24 protein-coding genes and 1 rRNA gene are annotated in these 23317 nt (G+C 42.1%); 13 read left to right on the top strand and 12 right to left on the bottom strand.

What is annotated here, in order from left to right:
* Window positions 1-115: 115 nt before the first annotated feature.
* The 6 genes from M3204_RS09920 (at window position 116) to M3204_RS09895 (ending at window position 9085) form a co-directional block, all read left to right on the top strand.
* Window positions 116-1228, top strand: a complete 1113-nt coding sequence (locus M3204_RS09920) for a methionine biosynthesis PLP-dependent protein (RefSeq protein WP_251481071.1) — start codon at window positions 116-118, stop codon at window positions 1226-1228.
* Window positions 1225-2406, top strand: a complete 1182-nt coding sequence (metC, locus tag M3204_RS09915; protein ID WP_251481070.1) for a cystathionine beta-lyase — start codon at window positions 1225-1227, stop codon at window positions 2404-2406. The genes M3204_RS09920 and metC overlap by 4 nt, the downstream gene beginning before the upstream one ends.
* The gene (locus M3204_RS09910; protein WP_251481069.1) at window positions 2403-4265 is read left to right on the top strand and encodes a bifunctional homocysteine S-methyltransferase/methylenetetrahydrofolate reductase; all 1863 of its coding nucleotides are present in this window, start codon (window positions 2403-2405) and stop codon (window positions 4263-4265) included. Before metC ends, M3204_RS09910 begins: the two co-directional genes overlap by 4 nt.
* Complete coding sequence (gene metH, locus M3204_RS09905) at window positions 4246-7704, top strand: methionine synthase (RefSeq protein WP_251481068.1); 3459 nt, start codon at window positions 4246-4248, stop codon at window positions 7702-7704. The genes M3204_RS09910 and metH overlap by 20 nt, the downstream gene beginning before the upstream one ends.
* Window positions 7705-7930: 226 nt before the next feature.
* Complete coding sequence (locus tag M3204_RS09900) at window positions 7931-8695, top strand: YqcI/YcgG family protein (protein WP_251481067.1); 765 nt, start codon at window positions 7931-7933, stop codon at window positions 8693-8695.
* Between the two features lie 168 nt (window positions 8696-8863).
* Window positions 8864-9085, top strand: a complete 222-nt coding sequence (locus tag M3204_RS09895; protein ID WP_251481066.1) for a hypothetical protein — start codon at window positions 8864-8866, stop codon at window positions 9083-9085.
* A gap of 35 nt (window positions 9086-9120) precedes the next feature.
* Here the strand turns inward: M3204_RS09895 and M3204_RS09890 are convergent, their stop codons facing one another.
* Together M3204_RS09890 and M3204_RS09885 are read right to left on the bottom strand one after the other, a co-directional pair.
* Window positions 9121-9258 (bottom strand): hypothetical protein, encoded by a 138-nt coding sequence (locus M3204_RS09890; protein WP_251481065.1) that lies wholly within the window; start codon window positions 9256-9258, stop codon window positions 9121-9123.
* 108 nt (window positions 9259-9366) lie between these two features.
* Window positions 9367-10398, bottom strand: coding sequence for a VanW family protein (locus M3204_RS09885; protein ID WP_251481064.1), 1032 nt, complete (start codon window positions 10396-10398; stop codon window positions 9367-9369).
* 172 nt (window positions 10399-10570) lie between these two features.
* On the opposite strand from M3204_RS09885, the gene M3204_RS09880 reads away from it, so the two are divergent.
* Complete coding sequence (locus tag M3204_RS09880) at window positions 10571-11002, top strand: DUF4395 domain-containing protein (protein WP_251481063.1); 432 nt, start codon at window positions 10571-10573, stop codon at window positions 11000-11002.
* 44 nt (window positions 11003-11046) lie between these two features.
* Here M3204_RS09880 and M3204_RS09875 read toward each other — a convergent pair whose 3' ends face one another.
* Both M3204_RS09875 and M3204_RS09870 read right to left on the bottom strand, forming a co-directional pair.
* Complete coding sequence (locus tag M3204_RS09875) at window positions 11047-11562, bottom strand: DUF1572 family protein (protein WP_251481062.1); 516 nt, start codon at window positions 11560-11562, stop codon at window positions 11047-11049.
* Between the two features lie 287 nt (window positions 11563-11849).
* The gene (locus M3204_RS09870) at window positions 11850-13217 is read right to left on the bottom strand and encodes an MATE family efflux transporter (protein ID WP_251481061.1); all 1368 of its coding nucleotides are present in this window, start codon (window positions 13215-13217) and stop codon (window positions 11850-11852) included.
* 156 nt (window positions 13218-13373) lie between these two features.
* On the opposite strand from M3204_RS09870, the gene M3204_RS09865 reads away from it, so the two are divergent.
* On the top strand, window positions 13374-14210 hold the full coding sequence (locus tag M3204_RS09865) for a GDSL-type esterase/lipase family protein (RefSeq protein ID WP_251481060.1): 837 nt from the start codon (window positions 13374-13376) through the stop codon (window positions 14208-14210).
* Between the two features lie 70 nt (window positions 14211-14280).
* Here M3204_RS09865 and M3204_RS09860 read toward each other — a convergent pair whose 3' ends face one another.
* The 3 genes from M3204_RS09860 to M3204_RS09850 form a co-directional block, all read right to left on the bottom strand.
* Window positions 14281-14427 (bottom strand): hypothetical protein, encoded by a 147-nt coding sequence (locus tag M3204_RS09860; RefSeq protein WP_251481059.1) that lies wholly within the window; start codon window positions 14425-14427, stop codon window positions 14281-14283.
* Window positions 14428-14620: 193 nt separating this feature from the next.
* The gene (locus tag M3204_RS09855; RefSeq protein WP_251481058.1) at window positions 14621-14959 is read right to left on the bottom strand and encodes a nuclear transport factor 2 family protein; all 339 of its coding nucleotides are present in this window, start codon (window positions 14957-14959) and stop codon (window positions 14621-14623) included.
* A gap of 186 nt (window positions 14960-15145) precedes the next feature.
* Entirely contained in the window at window positions 15146-16681 is a 1536-nt protein-coding gene (locus M3204_RS09850) for a DHA2 family efflux MFS transporter permease subunit (RefSeq protein ID WP_251481057.1), read from the bottom strand.
* Between the two features lie 188 nt (window positions 16682-16869).
* Between M3204_RS09850 and M3204_RS09845 the strand changes: the two genes are divergently transcribed.
* Window positions 16870-17739, top strand: coding sequence for a TetR/AcrR family transcriptional regulator (locus M3204_RS09845; RefSeq protein WP_251481056.1), 870 nt, complete (start codon window positions 16870-16872; stop codon window positions 17737-17739).
* Between the two features lie 37 nt (window positions 17740-17776).
* On the opposite strand, the gene M3204_RS09840 is transcribed toward M3204_RS09845, so the two are convergent.
* Complete coding sequence (locus M3204_RS09840; protein ID WP_251481055.1) at window positions 17777-18505, bottom strand: DUF2161 domain-containing phosphodiesterase; 729 nt, start codon at window positions 18503-18505, stop codon at window positions 17777-17779.
* A gap of 128 nt (window positions 18506-18633) precedes the next feature.
* Between M3204_RS09840 and M3204_RS09835 the strand changes: the two genes are divergently transcribed.
* The gene (locus M3204_RS09835) at window positions 18634-18939 is read left to right on the top strand and encodes a hypothetical protein (protein ID WP_251481054.1); all 306 of its coding nucleotides are present in this window, start codon (window positions 18634-18636) and stop codon (window positions 18937-18939) included.
* A 37-nt stretch (window positions 18940-18976) separates the two neighbouring features.
* On the opposite strand, the gene M3204_RS09830 is transcribed toward M3204_RS09835, so the two are convergent.
* On the bottom strand, window positions 18977-19429 hold the full coding sequence (locus M3204_RS09830; protein ID WP_251481053.1) for a CoxG family protein: 453 nt from the start codon (window positions 19427-19429) through the stop codon (window positions 18977-18979).
* Between the two features lie 108 nt (window positions 19430-19537).
* Between M3204_RS09830 and M3204_RS23665 the strand changes: the two genes are divergently transcribed.
* Complete coding sequence (locus M3204_RS23665) at window positions 19538-19672, top strand: hypothetical protein (RefSeq protein ID WP_285856791.1); 135 nt, start codon at window positions 19538-19540, stop codon at window positions 19670-19672.
* A gap of 160 nt (window positions 19673-19832) precedes the next feature.
* Here the strand turns inward: M3204_RS23665 and M3204_RS09825 are convergent, their stop codons facing one another.
* Both M3204_RS09825 and M3204_RS09820 read right to left on the bottom strand, forming a co-directional pair.
* A complete protein-coding gene (locus M3204_RS09825) occupies window positions 19833-20705 on the bottom strand; it encodes an MBL fold metallo-hydrolase (RefSeq protein WP_251481052.1) in 873 nt (290 codons plus the stop codon).
* Between the two features lie 11 nt (window positions 20706-20716).
* Window positions 20717-21682: an alpha/beta hydrolase gene (locus M3204_RS09820; RefSeq protein ID WP_251481051.1), complete on the bottom strand. Its 966-nt coding sequence runs from the start codon at window positions 21680-21682 to the stop codon at window positions 20717-20719.
* 154 nt (window positions 21683-21836) lie between these two features.
* Between M3204_RS09820 and M3204_RS09815 the strand changes: the two genes are divergently transcribed.
* Together M3204_RS09815 and M3204_RS09810 are read left to right on the top strand one after the other, a co-directional pair.
* Complete coding sequence (locus M3204_RS09815; protein WP_251481050.1) at window positions 21837-22148, top strand: hypothetical protein; 312 nt, start codon at window positions 21837-21839, stop codon at window positions 22146-22148.
* Window positions 22149-22331: 183 nt separating this feature from the next.
* The gene (locus M3204_RS09810; protein ID WP_251481049.1) at window positions 22332-22922 is read left to right on the top strand and encodes a biotin transporter BioY; all 591 of its coding nucleotides are present in this window, start codon (window positions 22332-22334) and stop codon (window positions 22920-22922) included.
* 273 nt (window positions 22923-23195) lie between these two features.
* On the opposite strand, the gene rrf is transcribed toward M3204_RS09810, so the two are convergent.
* A 5S ribosomal RNA gene (gene rrf / locus M3204_RS09805) occupies window positions 23196-23311 on the bottom strand.
* Window positions 23312-23317: the final 6 nt, after the last annotated feature.

Raw genomic sequence — 23317 nt, 5'->3', positions numbered from 1 at the left:
TAAATTGGGCAGTTGATTACCGCTCCGGTCAACAGGTGCTAAAAAATCAAATCAACAATGACCTCCGACACAGCCTTGTTTTTAAAATACTATTAAACCATCAGGAGTGAGTTCATTGGCAAAGATCGATACTATACTTGCACAGCTCGGGAACAGAAGTGAAACTGCCACCGGTGCAGTGAATCCCCCTATTTACTTGACTACAGCTTATCGTCATGAAGGTATTGGCCAGTCAAGCGGTTATGATTATGTGCGGACTGGAAATCCCACACGCGAAATTCTCGAAAAGGCTATAGCCGACCTAGAAGATGGCGACCGTGGATTTGCCTGCAGTTCGGGAATGGCTGCCATCTGGACAATTCTTTCCTTATTTCAGCAAGGAGATGAATGGATTGTTTCCAAGGATTTATATGGCGGCACTTACCGTCTCCTTGAGCAAGGCTTTAAAAAATGGGGGTTAATTAGTACATATGCAGATATGGCTGATCTGGAGGAAGTTGCTGCTGCCATATCAACTAAAACGAAGGCTATTTTCGTGGAAACACCGACAAATCCCCTGATGGAACAGGCAGACATCGCGGCGATTGCAAAAATCGCTAAAGCAAACGGTCTTTTACTGATCGTCGATAATACGTTTTATACTCCCCTTCTGCAAAAACCATTAACCTTGGGAGCAGATATCGTCATTCATAGTGCCACAAAGTACCTTGGTGGCCATAATGATGTCCTTGCAGGGCTGGTCGTCGCCAAAGGTAAGGAATTGAGCGAGTCGCTTTTCCTCCACCATAATGGAGGCGGGGCTGTTCTCAGTCCGTTTGATTCCTGGCTTTTAATTCGCGGTATGAAGACTCTGTCATTAAGGATGGAGCGCCATGAACGAAATGCCAGTTTGCTGGTTGATTACCTGAAGGAGCATGATGCAGTAACAGATGTGCTCTACCCTGGCAGAGGTGGAATGATTTCGTTCAGGATTAAATCAGCTTCCATGGTCAACCCTTTTTTGCAAAGTCTTTCGACCATCACTTTTGCTGAAAGCCTTGGCGGTGTGGAAAGCTTTATTACCTACCCTGCTACCCAGACGCACGCAGACATTCCTGCTGAAATAAGAGAGCAAACCGGTGTTTGCGATCGATTGCTGCGATTCTCAGTAGGGATTGAAGATGCGGAGGATTTAATTGCAGATTTGGACAATGCTTTTAAAAAAGCTTTACAGGAGGCTGAAGTATGAGTGACTGTTACAGCTTTGAAACCAAATTGCTCCATAATAAGCATAAAGTAGACCCGGTTACAGGAGGAGTCAGCGTGCCCATCCAGCATGCCTCAACTTTCCACCAGCCGTCTGCAGACACTTCCGGGAAATATGATTACAGCCGCAGTCTTAATCCTACACGAGAAGCCCTTGAAGAGATCATTGCCGAACTCGAAGGCGGTACCCGAGGGTTTGCCTTCTCCTCCGGAATGGCAGCCATTTCGACGGCCTTTTTGCTCCTTTCCCAGGGTGACCATGTAGTCATTACTGAGGATGTTTATGGCGGTACCTTCCGGATGGTTACTCAGGTACTGAGCAGATTCGGGATCGATCACACTTTTGTTGATATGACCGATCTTGTTGCTGTGGAACAAGCGATCAAGCCTAACACCGCTCTATTATATGTAGAAACACCTTCAAATCCGTTGCTGAAGGTTACAGATATTCAAGCCATTAGCAATCTAGCAAAAAAACATGGTGCTTATACGTTCGTTGACAACACCTTTATGACTCCATATTTGCAGAAACCGCTTAATCTCGGTGCAGACCTTGTACTACATAGCGCGACAAAGTTTTTGTCCGGACACAGCGATACAGTAGCTGGTCTTGCAGTAGTAAAGAATTCCGAACTGGCAGACCGGCTGTATTCCCTGCAAAATTCTTTTGGGGCAGTCCTAGGAGTTCAGGATGCATGGTTAGTCATGAGAGGAATCAAAACCTTGTCAGTAAGAATGAAGCAGTCACAGGAGAATGCGGTTAAGATTGCCCTATTCTTGAAGAATCAGCCTCTTATAAAAGAAGTGTACTACCCCGGCCTGAAGGAGCATCCCCAGCATGCTCTCCAGAACAGACAGGCGTCAGGACCTGGTGCTGTGCTTTCTTTTGAGCTAAAAAGTACAGAGATATTGCCGAGATTCATAGCTAATGTTGAGCTGCCCGTTTTTGCGGTCAGCCTGGGTGCAGTAGAGTCTATTCTCTCCTATCCGGCAAAAATGTCACACGCTGCAATGCCCGCAGCAGAACGTCAAAAGCGCGGAATCAGCGAAGGCCTGCTGCGATTATCTGCAGGAATTGAAAATGCAGATGACCTGATTAGCGATTTCGAACAGGCATTATTTGCTGTAAAAAATTCCGAATACAAGGAGGGTGTCCGATGAGCTTTCTTAAACGATTGGAGAATGAAATTTTAATAGCAGATGGAGCGATAGGTACCCTCCTCTATTCTTATGGTTCAGGAACATGCTTTGAAGAACTGAATGTTTCCCAGCCGGATGATATCGTCCGGATCCATAAGGCCTATATGAATGCAGGGGCAGACCTCATACAGACAAATACTTACGCCGCCAATTATATAAAGCTAGAAAGATATGGTCTTGAGGACCAAGTCAAGGAGATTAATAGCGCAGCAGTCAGACTGGCCCGCCAGGCTGCTGGGAAAGAAGCTCATGTCCTTGGTACTATTGGCGGTAATCGTGGGATCAGGCCATCCGCAATTCCAATTGAGGAGATCAAAAGGAGCTTCCGGGAGCAGCTTTACTGCCTGCTTCTCGAAGGTGTTGACGGGATCCTCCTTGAAACCTTCTATGATACGGAAGAGATTGAAACCGTGTTAACGATTGCCCGCAAGGAGACCAGCCTGCCGATCATTGCACAGGTTTCTCTCCAGGAAATCGGCATCATGCAGGATCAGACCCCTCTTCAGGAAGTTTTCAATACACTGGAGGATTTAGGTGCAGATATCGTGGGACTCAACTGCCGGCTTGGCCCCCACCATATGATTGCAAGTCTGGAGCAGGTTGAACTTCCAAAAAATGCATACCTTTCGGCTTATCCGAATGCCGGTCTGCCAGCCTATACGGATGGCCGGTTCCATTATGAGGGCAATCCTGAATACTTTCGTAAGTCAGCCCACAGTTTCCGCAATCAAGGAGTACGTCTCATCGGGGGATGCTGCGGAACAACACCTGAACATATTCAAGCCATTGCCGATGAATTAAAGGGCCTTCAGCCAGTCAAGGAAAAAACGGTTACTCCGAAAAAAGTAAAGATTCTAGTAAATCCTGGCGATGTAAGAAGAACAGTTGCTCCTCTCCATGAAGTAGTTAAAGAACGGCCATCTGTCATTGTCGAACTCGATTCGCCACGAAAACTTGATACCACCCGTTTTTTTGAAGGTGCCAGGGCTTTAAAAGAAACAGGAATTGATGCCTTGACGCTGGCAGACAATTCTCTTGCATCCCCAAGGATTTCAAATGCTGCGATTGGTAACCTGGTGAAGGAAAAAATCGGTATGCGACCTCTTGTCCATTTAACCTGCCGTGACCGGAACATTATAGGACTCCAGTCACATTTGATGGGATTGCATACCCTTGGTTTACATGATGTCCTTGCCGTTACAGGCGATCCTGCCCGAGTTGGTGATTTTCCAGGTGCTTCATCAGTTTTTGACTTATCGTCATTCGAACTGATTGAGATGATCAAGCAGTTTAATTCCGGGCTCTCGTACTCCGGCAAGGATTTAGGCCAAAAAGGAGCGTTTTCGGTCGGTGCGGCTTTTAACCCAAATGTAAGGTCATTGGAGAAGGCTGTATTGCGAATGGAAAAAAAAATCAAATGTGGCGCAGATTACTTCATCACTCAGCCCGTTTATTCAGAAAAATTGCTTTTGGAAGTTCATGAAGCGACAAAACATCTAGATACTCCTGTCTATATCGGGCTTATGCCGCTGACAAGCAGCAGGAATGCAGAATTCCTGCACAATGAAGTTCCGGGAATTAAGATTTCACAGGAGATTTTGGACATTATGGGGAAATTCAATAATGAGCCGCTCCAGTCCAAAAAGGAAGGCATTGCGATTACAAAAGGTCTGATTGAGGCTGCAGCAGAACTTTTTAACGGAATCTATTTGATCACCCCTTTTATGAACTACGAAATGAGTGTTGAGTTATCACGATACGCAAATGAATACAGCAGCCTTCTATCAAGGAGGAATCAGAATGTCAACTACGTTAACTGAACAGATGAAGAAAAAAATCCTGATTATGGACGGCGCAATGGGCACAATGCTCCAGCAGGCCAATCTCACCGCTGAAGACTTTGGCGGCGAGGAATATGATGGCTGTAACGAAAACCTTAACCTTACCGCCCCTGAAGTCATCGAGAGAATCCATCGTGAATATTTCGATTCTGGAGCCGATATTGTGGAGACCAATACATTTGGTGCTACCAGCCTTGTGCTTGATGACTATGATTTAGGTGACAAAGCATATGAAATCAACAAAGCTGCCGCGATACTCGCCAGGAAAGCAGCTGACACTGTCTCATCCCCATCCTGGCCGCGTTTTGTTGCAGGTTCAATGGGGCCGACGACGAAAACACTGAGTGTTACCGGCGGATCGAGTTTTGAAGAAATGTCTGCAGCATATGAAGAACAGGTGCTTGGTCTGATTGACGGCGGTGTGGATTTACTTTTGCTTGAAACAAGCCAAGACCTGCTTAATGTGAAATCAGCTTATACCGGGATTCAGCGTGCTTTTAAACAGAGAGGCAAAGAACTTCCCCTGATGATTTCTGCAACAATCGAACCAATGGGTACAACACTCGCAGGCCAATCCATCGAGGCTTTTTATATATCAGTACAGCATATGAACCCAATCGCGATTGGATTGAATTGTGCAACCGGACCTGAATTCATGCAGGACCACCTTCGTTCCCTTTCTGCGCTTTCTACGTCTGCAGTCAGCTGTTATCCGAATGCTGGTTTGCCTGACGAAGAAGGACATTACCATGAAACACCCGACACACTGGCACAGAAGCTGTCCGATTTTGCCAAGGAAGGGTGGCTGAATATTGTTGGGGGCTGCTGCGGCACGACTCCTGCCCATATAATGGCCATTTCAAGGAAAATGCAGGAGCTTGAGCCTCGCCAGAAAATAGAAAACGGGATCCATATGGTCTCTGGCATTGAGCCGTTCATTTACGATGACCCAACCTTAAGGCCAATCATGGTCGGCGAGCGGACCAATGTCATCGGATCAAGGAAATTCAAACGGCTGATTTCGGAAGGAAAAATCGAAGAGGCTGCGGAAATTGCCAGGGCACAGGTAAAGAACGGTGCCCATGTCATTGACATCTGTCTGGCAGATCCCGACAGAGACGAGCTTCAGGATATGGAGCAATTCGTCAAGGAAGTCGTTAAAAAAGTAAAGGTTCCGCTTGTCATCGATTCAACCGATGACAAGGTCATCGAAAAAGCCTTGACCTACTCACAGGGTAAAGCGATTATCAATTCGATTAACTTAGAAGATGGTGAGGAACGCTTTGAGTCCGTTGCACGGCTCATTCACCAATACGGCGCTTCAGTAGTTGTCGGAACAATTGATGAAGAAGGAATGGGTGTAACAGCTGAAAGAAAGCTAGGTATCGCGCGCCGTGCCTATGATTTACTCGTGAACAAGTATAAAGTTCCGGCACAGGACTTGATTTTTGACCCTCTGGTCTTCCCTGTCGGCACAGGCGATGAGCAATATATTGGCTCAGCAAAAGCCACAGTTGATGGGATCAGAATGATCAAAGAAACCTTTCCTGGAACGCAAACAATCCTTGGAGTGAGCAATGTTTCCTTCGGCCTCCCTCCTGTTGGCCGTGAAGTATTGAACTCTGTTTTTCTCTATCACTGCACCCAGGCTGGACTGGACTACGCAATCGTTAACACGGAGAAACTTGAGCGCTTTGCTTCAATCAGCCCTGAAGAAGTCAAGATGGCTGAGGAACTGTTATTCAACACAACCGATGAAACCCTTGCAAAGTTCACTGACTTTTACCGAGGGAAAAAGAAGGAAGCAAAAAGCACACTCCCGGATATGACGCTTGAAGAGAGACTTGCTTACTATGTAGTCGAAGGAACAAAAGAAGGACTGCTTCCCGACCTTGATGAGGCGCTCTCCGTTTACCCTGCCCCTCTTGAGATCATAAACGGACCGCTTATGGATGGGATGAAGGAAGTCGGCAGACTGTTCAACGATAACCAGCTGATTGTAGCTGAGGTCCTTCAGAGCGCAGAAGTCATGAAAGCGGCGGTATCCTTCCTGGAGCCGCATATGGAGAAGAATGATTCCAGCTCCACTAAGGGCAAGGTGCTTCTCGCAACAGTAAAAGGTGATGTCCACGATATCGGAAAGAATCTTGTTGACATCATCCTTAGCAACAATGGTTTTGAGGTGGTCGACCTGGGAATAAAGGTTACTCCACCTACTCTTATTGAAGCGATCAAAAAGGAAAAACCTGATATCGTCGGTCTCTCTGGTCTTCTCGTCAAGTCAGCACAGCAAATGGTTTTGACAGCACATGACATGAAGCAGGCTGGAATCACTGTACCCATTTTAGTTGGCGGTGCCGCTCTATCAAGAAAGTTTACCGATACGAAGATAGCAAATGAATACGATGGCCTTGTCTTGTATGCGAAGGATGCCATGAACGGCCTTTCCCTCGCAAACCAGCTGCAGGAGCCAGGTGGTTATGAAAAGTTTTTATCCGAACGAAAGGAAAAGCAGGAAGCAGCCCTGCTCAAACCTGACTTTACCGGGAATAAAAAATCGGCCACGGCTGTTCTCGACCGCCCAAAAGTAACTGTGAAGGCTCCAGTCTTTGTGCCCCAGGATACAAAAAGACATCTGCTTAAGTCGTATTCGCTTTCCCATATTGAGCCTTATATCAACCAGCAAATGCTATTAGGTCATCATTTGGGACTGAAAGGGAAAGTAGAAAAATTGCTTATGGAAAAAGATGATAAGGCGGTTAAGATCCATGAGGTCGTTCAATCACTTTTATCTGAAGCTAAAATTAACGGATGGATAAAGCCAGCCGCAGTATACCAGTTCTACCCTGCCCAATCTGATGGCAATAGGCTTTTCATTTATGACCCTGAAAACCAAGAAAGAATCTTAGAGACGTTCAGCTTCCCTCGCCAGGAGGTTTCACCTGGTCTATGTCTTTCAGATTATGTACGTCCGGTCACTGAGGATGCTATGGATTACGTAGGAATGTTCGCGGTGACAGCAGGTACAGGAATCCGCCATGCCGCCGACCAGTTGAAAAACGAAGGAAGATTCCTCGAAAGCCATGCCCTTCAGGCTCTCGCTCTTGAATCTGCTGAGGGATTTGCCGAATTAATCCACCGTCAGATGCGCGACCGATGGGGATTCCCGGACACAACTGAAATGACCATGAAAGACCGTTTCGCGGCTAAGTATCAGGGACAGCGATTCTCATTCGGATATCCTGCATGTCCAGATCTAGAGGATCAGAAAAAACTATTTAAACTGTTAAAGCCGGAAGATATCGGAATCCATTTGACTGATGGCTGCATGATGGAACCTGAGGCTTCAGTAACTGCGATTGTCTTCTCTCATCCAAATGCAAGGTATTTTAATGTATTGAAGAGTGATAATTTATAACAAATTAGAACAGGCAAGAGGACAATTCCTCTCGCCTGTTTTCATTATTGCCTGGATATAGCCATAACTGATGGTATGCCAATGAATGTATATGTAAAATTTATGAGGATTTTGCAATACTACTAAATAATTAGTACAAACTCCGTAATCGCTATCCTGGAGCCCAGATTGAAGTTGGACATTCACCTACCAATGCACACCCTGAATATCGTATGAGTGTATGGAGGTGAGAAGTATCCGCATTTTACAAAAAAACGAAAATGGCTTGAATTCCTGGGAAAAAGCTATTTTAGGTAAATTCACTGAAAAACTTGAAAATAAGGAAGCGCCTTTCCCCTGTATCCCTGCGACAATCGGGCATTCTCTTGATCACTTTTGTTATGGGTTTGTGAGCGATCCTCGGAAAGAGGGAAGTTTCGGAGAACTTGCTGACTTGCTTAAAGAATATACAGAAACATCGAGACACCTTGGGAAATTCACCTCTTTGATCATCTTTTTTGAATCACCGGCCGAGATGGTCAAAACATATAGTGTAGAGGATTATGAACAATTATTTTGGAAACAATTGAATGGGCTTCTGCAAATAGATGTTCAAGAGTGGCCTAAATATATTCCATTAGATCCCGCTAATCCTGCCTGGGAATTCTGCTTCCATGGAGAACAATATTTCATGTACTGTGCAACCCCAGCCCATAACAACAGACAAAGCAGGTACTTCCCTTGCTTCATGCTGGCCATTACCCCTAGATGGGTACTGACACAATTTAATTCCTCGCCTGCAGCTGCACGTAAAATAAAAGCGCAAATCCGCAACAGACTTGATAACTATGATTCTTGTCCAATCCATCCAGACCTAAACAGCTATGGCAAGGAGGATAATTTCGAGTGGAAACAATACTTCCTGAGGGATGATGATTCGACTCTGCGTGAATGCCCGTTCCATAAGATTCTAAATAAACTAAACCTGACTAAAAACAAGGACCATCCTTAATGAAGGTATAAATATAAACAGTCATCAGATGAAAAGACAGGAAAATATAAGAGATCGTGCAAAGGCGAGAAGGTTCTCGCCATAATTGTTTTAATTACGATTCTATTATATGGATAAAAATTCAATCATTGGCAGATATTATAATCAGTATGATTGTAAGGAGGCCCGATGATGGAATATCACAATAACATGGAGTTTGAAATCAAAAGCGGCTTTTTGCCGAACATGTACAACTCCAACCGATTAAAAGTATTAGAGGTATCAGGCAGAAGTGTCATCGTAAAAATGAATAACAGTGAGAATAGAGGCGTTTTTCCTGTTGATAATTTTGATTACTGGATCAAGCGTGGGTTGCTGGTCAACGTCAATGAAAATAAGCGGACCTCATGAAAACTCCCCTGTCGTTTTCGACAGGGGAGCTTTATTTAATCTTTTTTGAATTTCCATTTTAACTTACTGAATTCTGGATACAGCTTATAAGTTTCCCGATAGTCTGATTCCCGCTTCATTTCTTCTTTTTTCGTATTCCAAATATATTCCAGTAACAGATAGTTCATTTCCATTATGATCGCCTCCCTTGTTCTTAACTTAAGAATAAGGGAAATAATAAATGGAAACATTCACCATAGGATTGATTCCTTCTACATCTTTTGGCGGATTTGATTTAAGACCTACACACCCTTTTTCATTATAGCTTCGTACTCTTTTGAAGTCCTCACCTCAATTGTTAAGGAGCCATTTCCCATAATCGCCTTCAATAAAAGAGGGACACCCGTCGTATTCTCAAATCGGAAATCCTTGCCTCCGTAAGATACAGTCGCATCCCTTCCCCGAGGAACATATCCGACTGTCAGCGAATGATGATGCTTTTCAACATAGCCAACTCCTAGTACATCGACCGCATTGTATAAGGTAGACGATGTCTGGCAGATGCCCCCGCCAATACCCATGACAAGTTTTTTATTGACGATTTCCTCGGCTGGCTGATACCCATGCGCTTCATCACTGGGGCCCACGGTTGTATTAAAGGAAAAGACATCGCCAACTCCAAGGATGACATTATTGATCGCTTCTGCTGAAAGCTCAATATTCTTCGTTCTTCCCGCAACCGCTGCGTTAAAATACGTTGTATATTTTCCTACCACCACTTCACCAAGATGGGCAACATCGTCCATTTCATATCCGCTTGCAGTGACATAGAGCGGCAATTCAACATTACCTCCTTTGGCAGAAGCTTGAATCACCTTTTCCACCAGCTCCGCCTCTTCAAGAATGGTTAAAGGTGTTCCTTTGATGATCTGGCCATTGGCATCGATTTTATCCGGAATCAGCCGCTTGTCAAACCCCGGTGTCGTTTCGGTGCCTCTTGCCAATTCACGGGCCATTTTTTCTAGTTCCGCCTTGTATTTTGCATCGTCCGTTCCATAGCCCATTTCCAGTGGAGTAAATGATTTAATTGCCGAGTTGGTCGTTGGATCAATCACATCGACCACAATTGGTTTAGCTTCTTCTTTTTCCTTCTCTTCTTTTTCATTCTCTTCCAGTTGCTTTTCTTCTTCCGCTTTTTCCTTTTCAATCTTTTCTTCGAGCTCAGCTACCTTTTTCTTGAGTTCCTCTTCCTTCGCACTTTGTTGTGAACAACCAGCCAATCCAATGAATGCTGCAACTAATAATAACAATGTCACTCTTGTTCGTTTCTCCATTTTTCCCCCATCATTTCTTTATATATTCAAAACCAGCATTCTAATATATTCAGGAATACTTTTCCATATTTACGATATTGGTTTATTTTCTGTAAAAATACTCTTATTGCTTCACAATTAATTTTAAAAAAGATAAAATACTTATAAACCAATAAGAAAGGTCGGATTTAAAATGACGACTGAAACACGGTCAATTCCTCAGCCAGTGGTGAGAATAAACCAGTGGTTCATAGTGATCAGTGTGGTAAGTGCCTGGATTACAGGCTTTGAATGGATATTAACTTTACCGTTATTAGCTGGTTTATCGGGTCTCTTGTTCAGTTTTAATCCTGTTATGAAAGCTGCTAGATTTTTTCTAAAAAAACATCCTGCAGAATATATTCCAGAAGATTTTGTGCAGCAGCAATACAATCAAAAAATCGCTGTCATTTGTTTAGCCGGTGGACTTGTATCATATTTGTTTGGCTTTGCGGGGTTAGGCCACTTCTTCACTATTATGGTAGCCCTCGCTGCGTTCGTGGCAATTCTTGGCTTCTGCATTGGCTGTTTCATCCGATATCAATGGAGCAAATTCCGCGCAAAAAATCATGCAGCAAATCCATAAGCAGAAACCCATTGCTTCTTGGGCAATGGGTTTCTGCTTTATGTTCATCGGGATTGCATTTTTTCGTTAAATTGCTCAGACTTCCCTCTTGGGATACTTAATGTTTTCCATTCCTCATTTTTGATCATTTTCGCAAGATAGACAATCTGTCCGGAATGGCTCGATTGATGGACGATCTGCCGCTGGATGGCTTCCATTACCTTGTGAGGCTCACTTCTTATATAAACAGTTTTATTTAAATCGTCTTCTGTTAATTTGGAAAGTGTAGCAAAAAGTACTTCCCAGCCCGAGTTCCAAAAAGCTAGCAGGTCCTCCTTCGAGGAGAATGTCCCCTCAAATTCACCATCCCTGTTACGGTCAGCCTTTTCTCCATCCGTAGTTAAGAATTCGCGAAACCTTGAATTAAGATTTCCGCTCATATGCTTTGCGATGATCGCGATGCTGTTTGACTCCTCATTTGGCAAATACTGAAGCTCCTTTAGATCCAGTTGCTCCATCGCTCTTTCAGCTTGGTTTTTAATTGCTTGGAAATTTTCAATCGACAATTTTAAATAGTTCATCTGTCCACCTCCAATAACGTATATTCCATTTCTGCACACGTCATTCCTGCTGAGATAAGGTTATTGAAATATTTAATACTACTTATTTTTTTCCAAAATAAGGCTAAAAGTTAATTAACAACGGAAAAAGGTTAATTAAAAAAGGACTTCGGTTAATTAAATCTGAGTTTAGGTTAATTAAAATGCGATTACAGTTAAATAAATTGAGATTTTGGTAAATTAAATTTTTTCACTGTCCAAAACACCCATAAAAATAGTGAGATTCCTCAAAGGAACCTCACTACTTTTTAGACTGCTTCAGCAAGTTTTGCGCTAAAACGCCGTTTTTGAATATAAATCAAGCGCAAAGACAGGAATATTCCAGCAGCGAGCAAGCCTGCTGTCAGTCCGATCCAATAGCCAGGTGCTCCAAGCGCGGTGTAATGCGCAAGTAAGTAGCCGACTGGCAGACAGATCAGCCAATACGCGATTAGCGTTATGATAAATGACACATTCACGTCTTTATAGCCGCGCAATGCTGCCAGGGCAGTCGCTTGAATCGCGTCGGATATCATGAAAAACAACGCATAGATCAAAAACTGACCTGTTAACTCAATTACTGCTGGTTCGTTCGAATAAAACCCTGCTACATCAAAACGGAACAGGACAACGAGCAATCCGGCAACAACCGCAATGATTACAGACAAGTAGATTCCCATCCAGCTATAAGCTTTCGCGTCCTTATACCGGCCGGCGCCTACTTCAAACCCAACTAAAACCGTCTGTGCCATCGAGATGCTCATCGGGATCATGTACAGGAACGCTACGATATTCAAAGCTGACTGGTATGCCGCAATCGTTGTGATGTTGAATTTGCTTATTAAAATTGTCACGACAGCAAACATGCTTGTTTCGAAAAAAATCGACAGTCCCATTGGAACACCAATTTTCAAGATCTCCTTTGCTTTTTCCCCAGAAAACTCTTTAAAATGGTCCAGGCCGACAAATTCAGAGAATGGCCGCTGCGTTATGATCAGCAGCGCAGTCATAGTGGCGATCACGAAATAGGTGATGGAAGTCGCATAGCCAGCGCCGGCACCACCTAATTCAGGGAACCCCCAGTACCCGAAGATCAACACGTAATTCAAGAAGAAATTGATTGGCAAAGCAAGCAGCAGGATATACATGACGACTCTTGTTTTGCCAAGTGCATAGATGAAAGAACGCAATACGTTAAAAATGAATAGCGGGATAATTCCAAAACTCAATCCGATAAGGTAACCGCGTGCCGTCTCATGGACACTTTCTGGCAGGTTCATCGCTGTCAAAATCGGCTCTAGCAGAAATATTCCTAGAAGGATAACGATCGACGCGATCATTAACGCCAGGTAAATTCCATGAGTCAGGATGGAAGCGACTTCCTTCCCCTTTTTCTCGCCGAAACGCTGTGCGGCAATTGGCGACACTGCGAGCAGGATTCCGCTCAATCCAGTAAAAATCGGGTTCCAAATGGAGGATCCGATAGCCACTCCGGCAAGGTCCGATGAATTATATTTGCCTGACATAATGGTATTGAAGAATACCATTGAAAACATACCAAGCTGCGTAATCAATATCGGGATCAACATGACAAAAATCTGCTTTATTTTTTCCTTAGTCGTAAATGTCTGGTACATCGTTGTACTCCTTGAATATAATAATTATATAATTATAACAAAAATCGAAAATATGTATCTGAAAATATTAACACAACTTTTAAAAATGGAAATACCCCCCTAATTATTTCCTCTCCTATCCTTGATACAATAGAAGTATATCGAGGAGTGAACATCATGAAAATCATAAAATTTCTTCTGCTTATTTCTTTGCTGGCCGCTTTGTCAATCTCTGCCTGGATTTATTATCCTCAATACCAAATCAACAAATTGAAGGAAGAAAGTATTCCTCTAGTTGAAAAATCAAATAAACTTACCTTTTTAGATTACTATCGGACATCTCCGGATAAAACGATAAATCACCTTGCACTTGGGGACTCGATTATCCGTGGCTATCAAATAGCCGAAGAAGAAAATCTGGTCAACCAATTCTCCGTCCAGCTTGAACAAGAAACTGGAAAGCAGGTAATTTCTAACAACGAAGGAATCATAGGGATCACCAGCGAAAAATTAAATCAGCTGGTCCTGGATGGACTTTTTGATGAAGCAATAAAAGAAGCAGATATTGTCACAGTGAATGTTGGAGGGAACGACGTACTTAAAGCGGTAAAAAAGAGCGATTTATACAGTGCGTTAAAATCATTCGATAGTCTGCAATCAGGTTTTACGAATAATCTGACAGGAATCACCTCCAAAATCGGTGAATTGAACCCATCGGCTACGATTGTATTTCTTGAGCTTTACAATCCAATGCCTGCTGACCACCAATTTTATTCACTTGCAGACAAGCTGCTGCCAAAATGGAATTTAAAAATTTATGAAGTAGCAAAAGAAACTCCAGCCTCAGTTGTAGTGCAGACGACAAACGTCATTAACAGCGATAATCTGCAGCATCTTTCAAGTGATGGCGTACATCCAAATCCTTTAGGTTATACGGCAATATCACAGCAGATGCTTGAACAATTCCAAACTCAATACAAACCTGAGGCCGTGTTGGCAAAACGGGAAAATTAAGCTGGGCATTCAATGCCCGGCTTTTTTAAATTTAAGCTAGGTCGCCAGAATCTTACTCCCCAAGGCAAGCTTATGAATTTTCTTCCTGGAAGTGTTCGTTCAGCAATGGATTTTCAGTAGTAGCAAAATTGACAGACTGAAGACTAGTTTCTTCATCCAGACCAAACAGCTTCGCCACTTCGTGATCAGAACTCTTATCCCTTTTATCCTTAGTCATTGGGTTCCCTCCTTCCCTTTTACTCAAAAAGTTTTTAATAAAAACGTATTGGAAACAAACTTTCACTACATTTCAGGCTCTGTAAATCCTGCTTGTATGGCGCTAATTTCACTAATAAAAAGATCTTTGTTCTAGAATTTATTAAGACTAGGTTCCCCAGTATCAAAAATCATATTAGATACTGTATTTTCCATTACAAAAACCATACCTTTGAGATTTTTTCTTCGTGGATTTCATAAATAGCCACGGCCATTTTCACCTCATTATTCACCCTGCCTGTAACCAATTCATGGTCAATCACTTTGTTGCCATGTACCATTCTTGCCAATAATTCTGCGTGATTGTTCGGATATTCATTGAAAAGCTTTCGATACCGCACTCTCATTTCATCGATCCCGTTCGTCACCACTTTATTTGATGGAAACTCCATAATTAAAACCTTATCACTGTACACTGACAAGAATTCCTCTAAATCCTGATTGTTATAAGCCTCTAGTTGTTTTTGTGCAAGAACTTCTGCTTTATTTACCATCTAAAAATCATCCTTTTTATATGTTTATTTTATCTCGTTATGAACTTACCTCTATTAGCTTGCTTTACGGTTCTGAGAATGTTGCTAAATTTATCGTTTCGATAAAATCCAAATGAATCTAGTCGGAAAAAGTTGAACCGTTTACGAAATGAGCAGAAAAAAACCCTGGATCCCAGGGCTTTTCAATTAATTATTAGCAAGGTTTGTTTGTTTCTGTTTTGCAGGCTGCCTGCCGATTGTGTCCTCTTCCTGCTTGGCACGTTTGATAAAGAAGGCGAGGATCAAGGCAACTAATGAAATGAATACCGTCACGAAGAACGCGTCATTAATTCCCTCAAGCATTGCCTGCATGGCAATGTGCTGTTTCATTTCAGCCATTGCAGCCGGAGTCACAGCCTTCCCTGCAGCCGCTGCCTCTTTTAACGCAGACTCTGCCAGTTCTTTTCCGTGCGTTTCAGCACGCATTGACATAACTGTAACCAGCAAAGCAGTGCCGATTGCTCCTGAAACCTGCTGCATTGTATTATTCATCGCCGTACCGTGCGGATAATAGAGTGTAGGCAGCTGGTTCAAGCCGTTCGTTGAAACAGGCATATTAACCATCGACATCCCAAACATCCGAACTGTATAAAGAATAATCAATTGAGTATAAGATGTTTCGAATGATAATTTACTGAAATAATAGCTTGTTACAACAGTAATGGCTAAACCTGCGATGGCAAGCGCCCTGCCGCCGAACTTATCGAATAATCTGCCTGTAATTGGTGACATGATCGCCATGACAATGGCACCCGGCAGCAGCAAAAGTCCTGCATCCAGCGGAGAAATGCCCCGTATAGTCTGCACATAGATTGGCAGAAGCAGCATTCCTGAGAACATTGCCATCGTAACGATCATCGTAATTGCAGATGAAAGGGCAAACATCGGATATTTATAAATCCTGAAATTCAGCATTGGATTGTCCTGACTTAATTGGCGCAGGATAAATACAACAAGTGAAATCAATCCAATCGTAAGCGTCAAATAAACATGAGGACTCTCCCAGCCCTTTGAGCCAGCAGAACTGAATCCATACAGTAACCCGCCAAAACCAATGCTTGAGAGCGATAACGAAATAACATCCAAACGCATTTTCACTTTTTCTTTTTTATCTTTTAGCATGAAAAAGCCAAGCAAAAGTACGATTGCCGCGATTGGAGTAACGAAATGGAACAGCATTCTCCAGTCATAATGCTCGATCAGCCACCCGGAAAGTGTAGGTCCAATTGCCGGCGCGAACATCAGTACAAGGCCAAAAACCCCCATTGCTGTCCCGCGTTTTTCAATCGGAAAGCTTATTAACATCACATTCATCAAGAGAGGCATCATGATTGCTGTTCCAGAGGCCTGGATCATGCGCCCTGCTAACAGAACCGGAAAAATGTGTGCTGCGCCTGCCAGAATCGTACCGGCAGTGAATAGTGCCATCGCCGTTAAAAATAACCGGCGGACTGAGTATTTTTGAATTAAATAGGCACTAAGCGGAATCATGATTCCGCTGACTAACATGAAGCCTGTTGTCAGCCACTGTACTGTTGTTGCCTCGACTTCGAGGTCAATCATGATGGACGGCAAAGCTATATTAAGTAATGTATTATTTAAAAATGCAATAAATGCTCCAACAATTAGAACCGCTATTATACCGTACGGCGGCTTGTCTGGCGGCTTGATGTTCTGCTGCATTCTGTATCCCCCTGTTTAAATTGTTCACAAATCTGTAAATTTTGCATTTGCATAAACACTAGCATATACCATCAGTCCATTTTTTGCAACGTTTATAAATCCCTATTGCAAAAGGGTTTGTATTGTCCGAACATTTCAGGTAGTATAACTTTTATACAAGCGGTACAAATGAAGGTCAAGGTGATTAAATGAACGACAGAAAACAGCATGTAATCAAAAAAGCCCATCAGCTATTCATCGATAAAGGATTCCAGAATACTTCCATACAGGATATCCTTGATTTCACTGGAATATCCAAAGGCACATTCTATAATTATTTTTCATCAAAAAACGAACTGCTGATGGCCATCTTCAAGACGGCTTTCCAGCAAATGGAGAACAATCGAAACGCCATGCTCGTTGGCCAAGACCATTCCGACCCTGAAATCCTCATCAAACAGATTGAATTTCAAATGAAGACGAACAGAGAGAATAATATTATCCCGCTGTTTGAAGAGGTATTTTATTCGAGTGACCATGAACTTAAGCAATATCTGGAAATCGGGAATTTGAAGACATTGCGATGGGCTTATGAACGGCTGGCAGATATCACGGATGAAAGCTGTCACCCTTACCTGCTGGATGCAGCAATAATGCTTAGGGGCATCCTGCAGCAGAACATCAGGCTTTACTTAAAAGCCAACGGAGTGAATGCTGAGATTCATCCGGTAGTCAGCTATAGTGTGAATCGGATATTGAACATGCTAAAAGAGCTTTCAATTTCAGGTGAACGTTTGCTTCCACCGGAAATATTGGATCAGTGGCTACCTGCATCAAGGACAGAAGATCTTGATTTCAGGACCAAAATTCATTCAGCAATATCTCGACTGAAAAAACTAGACTGCGACAACAATGAATTCCTCCAAAAGCTTGATTTTATCGAAGAAGAAATCATTAAAACGGAACCTCCAAGGAAATTTTTAATAGACAGTGTGATTTTATCGATGGCCAACATTGGCGAGAACAAACTTGCTGAATTAAAAGAACTAATTGACGACAAGCTCCTAGAAAAAGCATGAAAAATCCCCCTTGCATAAAGGGGGACTTTGTTGTTAGCTATTCAACTTTACTTATCGCGTTCAGCTTTTCTAAATAATACTCAACAAGCTCCTGATAATCCGCCAGTTCTATTCTGCCTTGTGCACTGATTGCATAGACCCCTCGTTCAACTTTTTCAAACCACTTGTAGTAATTTTTATGAAGCATTGATTGTGTCTTGGCTCCTGTACCAAGTGCGGCTAATGCTTTCGGAGACATCTGCCCCAATTTTTCCAGGTAACAGGCAATCTGGATGCAATTCTCCTTGTAGGCTGTCATGATCTTGGTTTTGTTGGACCCACCCACATTATAGTCCGCACTTCTGCCTTCAATTTCAGCAATTAAGGCAGCTTTCTTCTTTCGGTTCTTGCTAGGCCCGCGATCAAATGGCTCGGGATGTGCCACAAACTCGAGCTTTTTCCGGTTACTTGCAAATGACACCGTGATCAAGCCCAGCTCGAGCCTTCTGATTAAATGAATCACATTATTCCATCGTGTCCTCGAGATCCGTTTTGGTTTAGGGATTGCAACATAAACAAGATCAGTCAATCGCTGCCTTCTCGTGGCCTGAAGCAGCAAATCGATGTTCAATGTAAGCTTCAATTCCACAATCACCAAATCATCTTCTTTTACCGCAGTCAAATCACAATCATGCACCTCTCCATTGACACGGTAACCTTGCTTTATAAAATGCTTGCGAATTGGCTCATAAAGATCGACTTCATAAAGTTTCGTTTTAACAGTCATAATTCAAACCCTTCTGTTACTCCTGCAATTTTAATTCCTATTATTATAGCAAACTTTTAAATGATTAAAGTCATTTTATCGGCAGATGTTCATATAATGTTTGGGGAATAAGCGATGGAGGATTTGCAATGCGAGTATTTGTCCTATTTTTATTGACCCTGATTCTTGGCATGATGATTTACCTGAAGCTTGAAATGGATGAAGCTAGAAATGCTTCCAGCCAGGTTAAAGCAGAATTCTTCACCGAGGAGTTCACCATTACTCAAATAGATGATTCAGGTTACCACGGGGTAAGCCGTAACGGCAAAAGTATTTACTTTAAAAAAGAAAAACTGGAATCAGGCTCTGGTGTTCATATAGATGACACTGTAATTCTTTATTTCGATAAAAGTGAAAGAGTAGATGGACTTGTGAAGGTTGAGAAGAAAAATTAGGGAGCTTGCAGATGCAAGCTCCCTTTAAAACTGTCTTTTAACGGTATGCTTTTCTTTCCTCAAGCTTTTGTGCAATAGCGGTCGTTAACTCTTGGCCGCTCTTAGGCAGAGATGTTTTCATGACGGCATTCATCACTGGAGCCAGTGCACCTTCAGCTGTCATCTCAAGATACCCTGTCATTTTTGTTGTGTTTTGCCCAATGGCCTCCGCTTTAAAGTACCCATTTCCATTTATATTCTCATTAATGCCCTTTAATTCAAAAGTAACTCTCGTCGGCTCAATCCATTCCTTGATCGAGACCTGTAGACTGATTTTCTTTTTCAAGACACCAATTGTCTCCTTGAACGTCCAATTCGACTGGTGTTCATTGATTTTTTTATGGCTGATATATCCAGGCAAAAGCGGAGCCCAGTTGTCCATATCCTTAACAAAATTCCATACTTCTTCTATTGGGACCTCCATCGTAATTTCGTGTTTCCCTTCAGGCATTTAAACCACTCCTTCATTTTTCTTTACTTTTAGAGATATATGATTGGCCAGCCTATTTATACTTTGTCCACTGAAAATTCGGTGTTTTTCCAGCTGGTGGTAAAAGTAGTGATTCTAGTTGTTTTCGTAGTGATTAATGGCATTTTCGTAGTGATTTTAGCTAAAATCGTAGTGATTATTGCTGATTTCGTAGTGATTCAAGCTCATTTCGTAGTGATTAAAAATATTTTCTGGCAATTCTAGCTAGATTCGTAGTGATTTAGTAGTGATTGTAGATAAATTCGAAGTATTAATGAAAAATGTAAATTATTAATCGGCATTTTAGTGCTTTTTCCCCACAAACGAGAGACTATGCATCATTCAACAAGAAAAAAACACACCAAGTTTGGTGTGTTGCAAAATCTTATCCTTTATTACCATAGTTCATTTCATACCCATTCACAAAATACTCTACTGTTTCAATCTCATCCTCAGTTAAAACTCTTCCTGCTTGTTTTTCATATTCACTACTGATTCTTGCCATATTCCCCTCATATTTCTCTGTCAGGTCGGCAATTGTTCTAAGCATATTCGCTTCATTCCTAAATTCCTCTCTTGAAATTGGCTTCCCATGAGAGAGGATGTAGGTCTCTGCATCAAACGTCTCGAGTTTATCTAATAAGCCCCGTGTGCCATCAACTGTGAAATTCCATTTTGGTGAAAAAATATCCGCATAAATACAGTCGGCCAGGAACAAGATTTTTTCTTCTTTCACATAGACTACGACAGAATCTGCAGCATGGTCGCCACCTACTTGCTGTAAAATACAGGTGACACCCCCCAGATCCATTTCAATCTTATCTTCAAATGTCAGCAGCGGCAAAGTAATTTTGATATCACGATGTTCTTGAAATTCTTTTTTTATAGCGCTAGAACAAAATTCGATTTCCGTTCCTTCTGCCACTCTCTGGTTTAATGCTTCATCTGACCAAGAAAGGGGCAGTAACTTTTTGATTTCATCCTTTGTTTGCTCTGAAGAAATTGAAAAAGCATCCCCCAAAGCAGAAAGCCCAAAAATATGATCCCAATGCCAATGGGTCAGCAAGACAAAATCAGGATTCGAAATCCCCTTCTCTGTCAGCATTTCCAAAAATATCAGTGCATGGGATTCCGAGTTGCCGGCATCAATCATTAAAATTCTATCTTCACCCACTACCATGCCAAGAATTGGACGGTCTGTTTCAGATACTGGTGTCATATACCAAAATCTCGATCCGATATTATAAATGGATTGCATAAATTAAGCACCTAATTTCCAAGTGATTTTTTCCAAAATGCTTTCAAACGCTCTTGATACTCTTTTTCAGCAATTGTATATGCCTCTGTATGACCGGCGCCAGGCACAATCCAAAGGTCTTTATCACTCTTCGCTGCGTCAAAAATCCTTTGGCCCATCTCTGTTGGAACCAACTTATCTTGATCTCCATGAATAATGAATAATGGAAGTTCCGTTTTTATGACGCTGTCGATTGCTGATGCTTCCCGAAAAGTATACCCTGCCCTGATATCGGTTATAACACTCGTAACCTGCATGACTGGAAATGCTGGAAGATGGTATAAATATTTTAATTGATGGGTCAACTCTTCAAAAACAGTGGTATAACCACTATCAGCGATGATCCCCTTCACCTGCTTCGGAAGATTCTCGCCGCTTGCCATAAGTACAGTTGCAGCTCCCATCGAGAACCCATGCAAAAAGATACTCTCTGCTCCTTCTTCTTCAGCTATATAATGGGCCCATTGAACATAATCTTTTCGATCGTGCCAGCCATACCCTACATACTCACCCTCACTTAGACCATGCCCTCTTGCATCTGGCTTAAGGATATCGTACCCCTGATCATAATAGAATTTCGTAATCCCCGGCATTTGTTCGCTATTACCTTTATAGCCATGGGCAAGTATCACCGCTTTGCCGTTAGGCTGAACATTTTTTAAAAATCGAGCCTTCAATTTTAGTCCATCTTCTGATTGTATTTCTAAAAACTCAAACTTCTGCTTTTCGGTCCAGTCCATAATCTCATCCAACTTCGCCTGCTCCTCCTCTTCATTAAGCAGGCTTGCGGCGGTCACACTTTCTCCGCCTCCATGGAGATCCACAGCATCGTGACTCCTGTTGATAGCAACATTGTAAAAATAATTCCCTGCGCCAAATAGACCAATGAAAATGAACAAAATTGTTCCAACGGCAAACCAAAATACTTTCTTTTTCAAATAACAATCCCCTTTGCCCTAGTTATCTATCTATTTTTTAATTATTTTACCAGAAAGGAAGAAAAAATAGACCATTTCATGGAAACATGTAAAAGTTAAAACTGACTCTTTCGTGGGTATATATAAATATATTAGTAATAGGAGGCTGATCGAAATGGAAATCGAGAAGAAGCATATCCTTAAAACTTATAAAAATGAGCAAGAAGCAATTGATGCTGTTGAACGAATTAAGGATGAAAAAGAAAAACCACTCAACAGCTCTATTTCTGGCTATAATGTTGAAAAGGCAGCAAAGACTGACAAATACCCTACAAATGCTTTCAGCCCTGGAGAGCTTGATATCGGGGAACCTGCGTTAAAAGACTATGAAGATAATCATGCAGACAATCCAGAAATACTTGATAATAAAAGCATTGACTTAGAACGGCCATTGCCTGAACGTGTAATAAACAACCGAATCAGATAAATGAAGGTGCACGGGTTTCCCGGGCACCTTTTCTATATTTTAAGCATTTACTTAATGTCTTTACTATCGAATCTTGGATAACTTATTTAAAGAATATTGTTAACCTTAATAAAAATAAGTTGACATAAATCCGTTAGAAAGTTTAATCTATTCTATATAAAATATTAAAAGGAGATTGTCATCATGAAATTTAGAACACTTGACTTAACACTTGCAGCAATGTTTGTTGCACTAATGGCTTTTGGATCAAACATAACCTCTTTAGTACCATTCATGGTTGTTGGCGGGGTGCCGATTACGCTTCAAACCTTTTTTGCTATCCTAGCAGGTGCTGTCTTAGGAAGCCGTCTGGGAGCGATATCAATGGTTGTCTATGCTCTGGTTGGCTTAGTAGGAGTTCCTGTTTTTGCGCAGTTCAGTGGAGGATTTTCCACATTGATCTCACCTACATTCGGCTTTATTGTATCTTTTGTTTTTACAGCATATGCTGTTGGAAAAATTGTTGAAAACAAGCGGACTCTTCCAGCATTTATCATTGCTTCTCTCATCGGTCTAGTAATCAATTATGTAATCGGGACTAATTGGATGTATTTTGCTTATAAATTTTGGGCTGCAGCTCCAGAAGGCTTCACGTACCAAATGGCTTGGCTTTGGATGGTAGTTCCTCTTCCTAAAGATGTAATCCTTGCCATTTTTGCCGGGATCATGGCTGCGAGACTGGAAAGAACCGTTCTTTCGAAGTCCAGTTTCAGTCATTTAAGAAAAGCAGCTTAAAAAATTAATCCCAGGAACTACGAAAATCTCATAATCGATTAAAATTAAAACATAACAGTCATTTCGATTTCTGTTATGTTTTTTTGCTGTTTAATTAATGGATTAGTAGTTCACTTTTAGATAACACCCTTAAAGACCGCAATTTCAAGTGTTAATTCTCGTATTTTAATGCTGGTAAACGAATCATTTCCCTCATACCTTGAAATCTTTGTCTAATAAATACATTTTTGAGGACACAAAAAAGAACAGCATTTTTCAGCTGTTCATCTTTGTGCCCGGCGGCGTCCTACTCTCACAGGGGGAAACCCCCAACTACCATCGGCGCTGAGAAGCTTAACTTCCGTGTTCGGTATGGGAACGGGTGTGACCTTCTCGCTATCGCCACCAGACTATTT

The organism is Mesobacillus subterraneus (genome assembly GCF_023715485.1).
GTDB classification, from domain to species: domain Bacteria; phylum Bacillota; class Bacilli; order Bacillales; family Cytobacillaceae; genus Mesobacillus; species Mesobacillus subterraneus_B.
The sequence above is the reverse complement of the archived record's forward strand: the minus strand, read 5'-3'. Positions and strand labels throughout refer to the sequence as shown.